Annotated in this window: 4 protein-coding genes; 1 reads left to right on the top strand and 3 read right to left on the bottom strand. The window is 54.5% G+C overall.

Annotated elements, in window-relative coordinates; translation table 11 throughout:
• Positions 1 to 217: 217 nt before the first annotated feature.
• Positions 218 to 1,156, top strand: a complete 939-nt coding sequence (gluQRS, locus tag ACP5D0_RS08965) for a tRNA glutamyl-Q(34) synthetase GluQRS (RefSeq protein WP_472365394.1) — start codon at positions 218 to 220, stop codon at positions 1,154 to 1,156.
• A gap of 26 nt (positions 1,157 to 1,182) precedes the next feature.
• Here gluQRS and ACP5D0_RS08970 read toward each other — a convergent pair whose 3' ends face one another.
• The 3 genes from ACP5D0_RS08970 to ACP5D0_RS08980 all read right to left on the bottom strand — a co-directional run bounded on the left by ACP5D0_RS08970 (position 1,183) and on the right by ACP5D0_RS08980 (position 8,937).
• Positions 1,183 to 3,270: a bifunctional diguanylate cyclase/phosphodiesterase gene (locus ACP5D0_RS08970; protein WP_472365396.1), complete on the bottom strand. Its 2,088-nt coding sequence runs from the start codon at positions 3,268 to 3,270 to the stop codon at positions 1,183 to 1,185.
• 4 nt (positions 3,271 to 3,274) lie between these two features.
• Positions 3,275 to 6,262 (bottom strand): methyl-accepting chemotaxis protein, encoded by a 2,988-nt coding sequence (locus tag ACP5D0_RS08975; RefSeq protein WP_472365397.1) that lies wholly within the window; start codon positions 6,260 to 6,262, stop codon positions 3,275 to 3,277.
• A 287-nt stretch (positions 6,263 to 6,549) separates the two neighbouring features.
• Positions 6,550 to 8,937: a methyl-accepting chemotaxis protein gene (locus ACP5D0_RS08980; protein ID WP_472365398.1), complete on the bottom strand. Its 2,388-nt coding sequence runs from the start codon at positions 8,935 to 8,937 to the stop codon at positions 6,550 to 6,552.
• Positions 8,938 to 9,054 lie beyond the last annotated feature (117 nt).

Here is a 9,054-nt window from a genome sequence, read left to right on the forward strand (position 1 = left end):
AATACGCTGTCGTCTATAGAGATGGGAAGATTCAAAAAATCCAGTTTTAACAAACCCTAATTGACAGACGCCATTGTACGAGCCAAGCAAATTTGCTTGGCTTTTTAATTTCTGAAGGACACGTGGAACGGCTACACTATTTCGTACCTGGATGATTGATAGAATAATCCTCCAAAGGAGAACGAAATATGATGACCATAGGTTTCGGGTGTTCGATATGAATGACACCGCTGAAGCAGTATTGAGCGACTCGCGTCCTGTGGGGCGGTTTGCGCCGACGCCGAGTGGCCCCTTGCATTTCGGTTCTCTGATTGCGGCGACGGCGAGTTATTTGAATGCCAAGTCGCAGGGCGGTGAGTGGCGATTACGGATTGACGATATCGATGCGCCGCGTGTGGTGCCCGGCGCGTGTGAAAGCATTGTCCGCACTTTGCAGGCGTATGGGTTTGAGTGGGATGGCGATGAGGTGTATCAGTCGGAGCGTTTGGCGTTGTATCAATCGGCTCTGGCGGATTTGAACCAATCTGGGCGTGTGTATGTGTGCGAGTGCAGTCGCAAGATGATTCAACAGCGCAATTCCGCCAGGCCTGGGCAAAATGATCCGCGCTATGATAATTTTTGTCGTCCGCAAGCGGTGCGGCCGGATGTGGCGGCCATGACGCCCGCCTCGGCGTGGCGCTTTGCGGTGACGCCGGGCGACATCGCGTTTCACGATGCGATACTGGGCGCGCAGCGGTTGGACATCGCTTCTGACTTGGGGGATTTTGTGGTGAAACGCGCCGATGGGTTTATGGGGTATCATCTGGCCTGCGCGGTGGATGACTGGGACATGGGGGTGACCGAGGTGGTGCGCGGCGCGGATTTATTGCACAGCAGTTTTCCACAGTTGGCGATTCTTCAGGCACTGGGGGTGTCTGACCAAGCCTGGCCTCATTATGCACATCATCCACTGGTGACGAATGCGGAGGGCATTAAATTGAGCAAAAAAAGCCGTGCGCCTGCCATTCAGCAAGCCGACGCGGTGGACACCTTGCACGCGGCCTTGCGTTTTTTACAGCATCCGCCGCCTAAAAACCTGACGCGGTTAACCCGCTTGTGGGATTGGGCGATGAAACATTGGGAGTTGTCGCGATTGCGGACGAGCACGGTGGACTGAAACGCTTGGACAGACCGGTTAAGTGCTCAGCGCAGCAAACTGGTGGGGCGTAAATTCGCCTTGGGTTCGCCGAAGTGGTAGCCTTGCAGGTAATCAAGGCCAAGGCGTTTGACGTGGTCGTAAACGGCCTGGTCGCCAACGAATTCGGCGACGGTTTCGATGCCGAGTTTGCTGGCAAAGTCGATAATGGTCTCGGTGATGACCTGCGAGGGGCGATCCTGGTGAATGTTACGGATAATCGATCCGTCGATTTTAATGTAGTCGATGTCCAGCCGCACAATGTTGACGAAATTGGAGTAGCCAGCCCCAAAGTCGTCGATGGCGATTTTCACGCCGTGCTGTTTCACCTCCTGAATAAAGCGGCTGACCACGTCGTAATTCTGAATGCCTTCGGATTCGACGATTTCAAAAATAATCCTTGATGAAAACGGGCACTGGCGGACTTTTTGCCGTATCCATTCATTGGTGACTGGGTCGGCAATGTCTTCGATGGAAAGGTTGATGGAGAAGCAACAGCTCTCGTCGGCAAAGCGTTGCATGGATTTTTCGATCATGCGTTGGGTGAGCTGTGGATAGAGTTTGAGTTTTTTCGCCATTTCCAGAAAGTGGAACGGCGAGTAGACATCGCCGTTGGTGTCGGTGATGCGCACCAAGCATTCATAATAGTCGACTTCCAGGTTGCTGGCCTTGACCACCGGTTGATAAAACGGATGCAGTCGGTCTTCTTCAATGGCGGAAATCAGCCGTTTAATCCAGACAATGTTGTTTTCGTAGCGTTGTTTGATGTTCAGGGTCGGGTCGTAAATCGCATAGGGCTTGCGTTGATGCTTGGCGATTTTCAGCGCCATGTCGGCGGCGATAATGCGATCTTTGGCCTCTTCGGTGACATCGGAGGTGGCAATGCCGGCGCTCAAAGACAAACGAACGCTTTGTTGACGTATTATGAATTCGGCGGTGGAAATCTGTTCCAGTAGGCTTTGGGTGAAGTCGGCCAGGGTTTGGGTGTCCCAGGTTTCGTAAACCAGCAGGGCAAATTCATCAATCGGCAGTTTGTACAGCGTCAGTTGATACCCTTCCAAATGGTGTTGCAAAAACTGCGATAAACTCTGCAACAGTTCATCGGCGAGCGCATGACCGTAGATGGAATTGATTTCATTGAAATTGTCGATATTCAGCAGCACCAGCTGGGTCGGCTGCTGGCAGGCCTGGCAATCCGCCATTAAGCGGTGCCGGTTAGGCAGTTGCGTCAAGGGATCGTAATTCAGGCGATGCGATAGGGATTGTGTGGTCTCGATCAGGGGGCTGACATCGTAGCTGATATTGACGATTTCGCACAGAGTGCCATTGTCACTGAGAATCGGCACGATATTGGACTCCAAATAAAAGGACGCCCCGTTTTTGGCACGCATCGACACCAGGCCTTTCCAGGGCTGGTCTTGAGAAATCTTTTCAAGGATGTTCGGCAGTTGTTCTTGTGCTTCTTCCGACCACAAAAACGTGCTGGCCTGGCCAATCAGCTCGTAGGCGCTGTAGCCGGAACGGTTGCAGAGGGCGGAATTGACTTCCAAAATGGTTTTATTCGGCGAGCATTTACTCACCATGCCCGCTAAATCCAGCGCATTTTTGTAGCCGGTGAGAAGCGCCATTTGTTCGTAGAGGTGGTCGGTGCGCTGTTGCACCATGCGGCTGAGATTCTGGTTGGTGTGTTCCAGTTTTTCCGTGGTGTCGGCCAGTTCCTGGTTGAGACGGTGCACTTGCGAAACATCGCGCAGACTGACAACGATTTGAGTGTGCCCCTGGTCGTCGGTTAAGGTTTGGACATTTTTGCTGAGGTGCAACAGATGGCCGTCTTGGTGTTTGAAGGTGGTTTGCTGATCTTGGCAGACGCCTGTGTCCGCCAGTTCGCGGCGACAGCTCTCGAAGACGTTTAGATCCTGGAGGTGGTCGTGAATGACGGTGCCCAGTAAATCCGTTTCGCCGTAGCCCAGCATTCGGCAGAAAGCGGGGTTAACGTAGGTGATGCGGTAGTCTTGATCCACCGTCATCACGCCGTCCGGTAGATGCGCCAGTATTTGGCGGAAGGGTTGGATTGCGTTGTGGGCGGATTCGGGCATGGCGTCACTCGGTCGTTGTGGAAAGGGAATCGGTTTTCGGCGGCTCAAGTTGCGATTGTGCCGAAGTGACACGGCGGAGGCCTGGCGTTTGTGCAGCCTCGGTCTGGAAAAACGCCATGTCGCGCTGCAGATGGTCGGCCTGCTCGCTCAAGCTTTCCGAGGCGGCGGAGGTTTCTTCCACCAGTGCCGCGTTTTGCTGGGTGATGCCGTCGATTTGACCAATGGCGTGGTGCACCTGTTGGATGCCTTCGGACTGTTGCATCGAGGCCTGGGCGATCTGGTTAATCATTTCGGCGACCTGATCAATCGAGCCGGTAATGCCTTTGAGGACTTCACCGGTTTCAGTGGCCAGCTCGGTGCCTTTATCAATGCGTCCCACACTTTCGTCAATCAGTTGACGAATGTCCTTGGCGGCATCGGCGGATTTTTGCGCCAGCGCCCGGACTTCGCCCGCCACCACGGCAAAACCACGGCCGTGCTCTCCGGCGCGAGCGGCTTCCACGGCGGCATTCAAAGCCAGCAGGTTGGTTTGGAAGGCAATGCCGTCAATCAAACCGATGATTTCCGCAATCTTGTGGCTGGAGCCTTGAATCTGCGTCATGGCTTCCAGTGTCTGTTGCATGACTTCCGAGCCGCTGTTGGCTTTGGCTTGCACTTCCAAGGTGATCTTGGCGGTGTTCTGAGCGATTTCGCTGTTGTTCTGCACCGCGGCGTTCATCTGTTGCATGGTGGCCGAGGTCTGTTCCAGTGCCGACGCTTGTTCCTGAACACGTTCGCTGAGATTGGCGGAGCCTTGTGACACCTCTTGTGCGGCGGTGCTGACGATTTGTGACGCTTCAATGGCATTGGCGACCACGTCCACCAGTTTGTCCGCGGTGTTGTTGACTGCCTCTTTCAGGATGCGTAACTCGCCGTGATAGTCGGTGGTGATTTTATGAGTGAGGTCGCCGTTGGATTGTGCCACGACAATGCGGGTAAGGTCTTTAATGGCATTTTCCAGTGCATCCATGGAGTCATTCACGCCGTCTTTTAGGTGTTTAAAATGGCCGTGCGCCTCAATGTCTACCCGATGACGGAATTTACCGTTTTTCATTTTGTCCATGACGTTGACAATGGCTTGAATCGTGGACTCAATGGTGGTCATGGTGGCAAGCAGATCGTCCAGCAGGCGTTTAAAATCGCCGTCCACTTCCGAGTTGACCGCCAGATCGAACTGCCCGCGACTCATGCCGTTCACCACGCGGGTAAGCTCCGACATAATGTTGCGGATATTGCTCACAGAGGTGTTGATGGCGTTTTGCATGATTTCAAAATCCCCCTTGAAGTGCCCGGTGACGGCCACGTCGAGGTGGCCTTTGGCGAGTGAGGCCATGACATCGTTAATATTGGTGAACGATTGCTGCACATTGCCGACAAAACTGTTGTAGTGGTTGACGATGTCATTGATCTCATCACCGTTGTTGATGAGGTTAACGCGCTCATTGAAACGCCCGGTTTCGCGCATTTTACGCATGGTTTCGGACAGCTGCATCAGCGGCTTGATGGCGCGTTGCTTCATTAGCCAGATGAGGGTGCCGACAATGAAGACAATCAGCAGCAACAGTTCCACAATGGTGAGCAGAGCCTGCTGTTCGGCGGCGGCGACTTTATTCAGAATGGGATCGGCGGCGCGCATCAGCAGATGGCGCCCAATGAGCTGACCGTCGGCGTTGTAGGCGGGTAGGCTGATATAGAGACGGTTATCTTGAATGAAAGCAACCGCTTCCGACGCTTCTTGTGGGGCGTTGAAAACCGACTGGAAGGCTTCGACCGAGTTGGCATCAAACCAGCCGTTGCTGGCCAGGATGCGGGTTTCGGAAAACGCCTGATTGTTTTTCAGGCTGGTTGGCAGTCCGGCGGAAAAGGTATCGCGATTCAGCAACATCACCCAGTCAATGCCCTGTTGTTTGAGCTCGCCGACGACTGAGGCGAGGCCGCTGGAAACCGCTACCGCGCCGACCAGACGTTCATCTGCAAACACCGGCGCATAGCCGGTGACACCGAGCCCCATATCATGGGTGTCCACGGTGAGCCCGCCGGTGACTTTACCGCTCTGCTGCATGGCTTGCAGCAGGGGGTTTTGCGGTGCTTTGGCGGGCGGGTTCGACCAGGAGTTCATAAAAGGGCTGGCGTCGTCGCGGTAGACTTGAACGCGAATGTTCTGGTAGTCGGTGATGCGCGCATAGTGCTGGCGAATATCGGCCAGCTCCGCTTTCAGCAGGGATTTCGGCAGGGTGCCGTTCAGTGTCTGTGAGACTTCATTGAATCCTGAGACACTGGCGGCTAAATCCATGACCGACACCACCTTATTGTGAATGTGATTGTCCAACAGGGTTTGCGTTGCTTTGGCTTCGCGGGTGAGTTCTTGCTGTTCAATCGGGGCGATGTCGTTGAGGTACAGCGTGGTGGCCAGCAGCCCGGTACCGATCAGCATGATAGCCGCGGCGTAAATCATCAGCACCGTTTTGAGCTTGGCACGGATGCGCAGCCAATCCCATTTCATCGCCAGCCTGCGGCGAATCACCGCGCACTGCAGTTGCCACTTGCCTGTGTGGATGGCTTGATAGAGGTGTTCAGCCTCTTGTATTTGTGCCCGTGTGGCCGGGGTGCGCACCGACACATAGCCGACGATTTGGCCGTTTTCTTCCATGGGGGTGACATTGGCCAGAACCCAGTAGTGGTCGCCGTTTTTGGCGCGGTTTTTCACCATCGCCGACCAGGTTTGGCCTTTTTTCAGGGTGTACCACATATCGGCAAACACCTGCGACGGCGTATCCGGGTGACGCACAATATTATGCGGCTGACCGATCAGCTCCGCACGACTGAAACCGCTGATCTTGACGAAGTCGTCCGAAGCGGTCAGGATGGTGCCTTTCAAATCCGTGGTGGTGCTGAGAATGGCCTTTTCCGGCAAGGATTGTTCTTTTTGAGTAATCGGTAAATTCTGTCGCATGATAGTCCTCGTATCCGTGTGCATCCAAGCTTTGAATACTGAAACAGGTCCAACGTTATCACAATCTCAGACACCCTGATGGGGGGTAAGAATTCTTTAATATCGCACATCCGAGTCGGTTTTTGTATGACACTTGGATTAAGGTCTGTTGACCGATAAAGACGGCCATTTGCACGGATACGATATTAATCGCAGTGATTGGGGTCGGACAAATCAGTATTTTTTATATGAACATAGTCGGCGGAGGCTGGAGCTTCCGCCAATTTTTGATAACCGTCGATTCCTTTTTAAAACTCACCCCATTCGTCGCCGTCGCTCGGCTTGGCGGCCGGTTTGGGTAAGGCCGCTGGTGGGCGGTCGGCTGGGTTCGGCGTTGGTTTTGTTGCGGCTTTCGTCGAATTGGCCAGGCCTGGTGAAATCGCCGCATCACGGGTCTTGAAGAAGGCCATGTTTTGGCTTAATTCGGTGGCCTGCTCCGACATGCTTTCGGCGGCGGCGGAGGTTTCTTCCACCAGTGCAGCGTTTTGCTGGGTGACCTGGTCAATGTCCGCAATGGCTTTGTGAACCTGATTGACGCCTTCGGCCTGTTCTTTGGAGGCCTGGGCAATGTGTTCAATCATTTGTGTCACGTTTTCCACCGCGCCGTTAATGCCGGTGAGCACTTCGCCGGATTCAGAGGCCAGCTGAGTGCCTTGGTCAATGCGCGTGACGCTCTCGTCAATCAGCGATTTAATGTCGCGCGCGGCATCGGCGGACTTTTGCGCCAAGGCGCGTACTTCGCCCGCCACCACGGCAAAGCCGCGACCGTGGTCTCCGGCGCGCGCCGCTTCCACCGCCGCATTCAGCGCCAGTAGGTTGGTCTGGAAGGCAATGCCGTCGATCAGGGTGACGATTTCGGAAATTTTGTGGCTGGACTCCTGAATGGCGTTCATCGCCTCAATGGTTTGTGTCATCACTTCGGTGCCGTTATGCGCCTTTTCCTGAACATCGCGCGCCACTCGGGTGGCTTCGAGCGCATTTTGGGTGTTGTTCTGCACGGCGGAATTCATTTCGTCCATGGTGGCGGACGTTTCTTCCAAGGCGGCGGCCTGTTCCTGAACGCGCTGACTGAGATCCAGCGAACCGCGCGAGACTTCTTCGGAGGCACCATTGACCACCTGAGCACTGTTGAGCGCCGAGGCAATAATGCGTGCCAGATTGTCGGCATTCTGGTTGATGGCGTTTTTCAGGCGATCCAGTTGTCCTTCGCATTGGGTGGTCACCGACAGCGTCAGGTCGCCCTGACTTTGGGCGTCCATGACGTCGGTGATGTCGCTGATGACGCTTTCAAGGATCTGAACCGTGTCGTTAATGGCGGTTTTCAGGTCGTTCATTTCCCCGCTGGCGGCGACGTTCACCCGCTCGTGGAATTCGCCGCAGGAAACCCGTCCCATCACTTGATTGATTTCACCGATGACGCGGTTCATGGCATTCATGGCGGTGGCGGCGGTGTCGATCATGGCTTTGTACTCGCCCTGTGCTTGCGTGTCCAAGGTGATGTCAAACTGGCCGTTTTGCAGGTAGTTCATGACGTCTTTGAGTTGCGACATGACATCGGCAATATTATCGGCACTGGTGTTAATGCCGTCTTTCAGGGTCTCCAGATCGCCGTTCAGATCTTTGGTGATGCGTTGGTCAAAGCGTCCGGCGGCCAGCGCACTGACCACGTCATTGGCTTCGTTAATGGCACCCTGCATATTCGACAGCAGGGTGTTCACCGCTTTGCCCATGTCGCCGACTTCGTCCGGTCGTTGGTCGTCGGCGCGAATGTTGAAGTCGCCGGTCTGACTGATTTGGCCGAGTTTGGTTTGAATGCTGGCCAAGCCGTTGGCAATGCTGCGCGGAATGGCGACGGCCATGACGGTCGCCAGCAGGGCGACTAACAACCCGATAATCGCCATCATGGTAATGATGTCGGTGTTCAGTTGCTGCACCATCGGACCGATGCGATCCTGGTCATTGCGGATGGACACGCGCACCTGTTCAGCCAGGTCGGCCACTTTCGGCCCGAGTCGGTTCAGGTTGTCAATGTGGCGGTTGCGTTCGGTAATGATGCGATCAATTTCGGTCACGGCGTTTTCGTATTCCACCAGTTTGGCGTGCGCCGCCTGAAAGACGCGAATGGGCTCCGGGTTTGACATGGTGTTTTGCAGCGTTTCTACCTGGTCTTCCACATGGTGCAGTTCGTCCACAGCACGTTTCATATCGTCCGAGGTGTTGGTGTCGAGATAGCGTAGGGTGTAGATGCGCGCCAGCAAAAAGCTGCGCAGCCCTTCGGACACGGCGGCAACCACTTCCGCTTGGTTCGCCGTGCGCATGATTTGCGTCATGGCCGCTTCAATGTCTGGGCCGTGTTTTTGAATCACGTTTTCAAACAGCTGGTCGCGCTTTTGAAATAAAACCACAACGCGTTCAAATTCGGTTTTGTATTCTTGCAGAATGCGGTCGATTTCCGCGACCTGTTCGGCGCGCCCGGCTTTTTGAATTTCGGTTTTGGCGCGTTCGACTTCTTTCAGGGTATTTTGATAGCCTTGCTGGAAGTCGGAAATGTTTTGCGGCGACTGATGGTTCAAATAGCCCAGCACGTCCAGTCGCGTGGTGAGCATTTCACTTTGCAGACCACCGGTCAGAGACATATGAGCGCCATTTCACGGTAATTGGCAAAGCCGATGACCATCAGGGTGAGAAGAATAAAGCTGCCCAGCAGCTTGGCGCGTATGGTTTGAAAGATGATTGTCCTTTCGATCTCGAAT

The sequence above is a fragment of the Hydrogenovibrio sp. genome, from assembly GCF_049975065.1.
Lineage (GTDB): Bacteria > Pseudomonadota > Gammaproteobacteria > Thiomicrospirales > Thiomicrospiraceae > Hydrogenovibrio.